Annotated in this window: 1 protein-coding gene; it reads left to right on the top strand. The window is 47.1% G+C overall.

What is annotated here, in order from left to right:
• Positions 1-259, top strand: a 259-nt coding sequence (locus tag ACTHSN_RS10835) for an acyltransferase family protein (RefSeq protein ID WP_440365321.1), incomplete at both ends; no start/stop codon positions are given.

Raw genomic sequence — 259 nt, 5'->3', positions numbered from 1 at the left:
ATTTCATATCGATCCCCAATGGCTGCCGGGCGGTTTTTTGGGTGTGGATATGTTTTTCGTGTTGTCGGGATATTTGATTACGACCATTATCAGCCGCGAGATTCACGACGGTAGCTTTTCGTTTCTCGAGTTTTACAAACGCCGTGCCAAACGTATCTTGCCCGTTTTTGCCTGTGTATTGCTTTGCACGACGGTCGTTGCCGCCATTTTCTTTTTGTCTTTCGATTTGCGCCAATACGTCAAATCTGCCGTCTATGCC

Origin of the sequence: Neisseria sp. P0009.S010, assembly GCF_051958545.1 — a bacterium.
Taxonomy (GTDB): domain Bacteria; phylum Pseudomonadota; class Gammaproteobacteria; order Burkholderiales; family Neisseriaceae; genus Neisseria; species Neisseria subflava_A.
The sequence above is the reverse complement of the archived record's forward strand: the minus strand, read 5'-3'. Positions and strand labels throughout refer to the sequence as shown.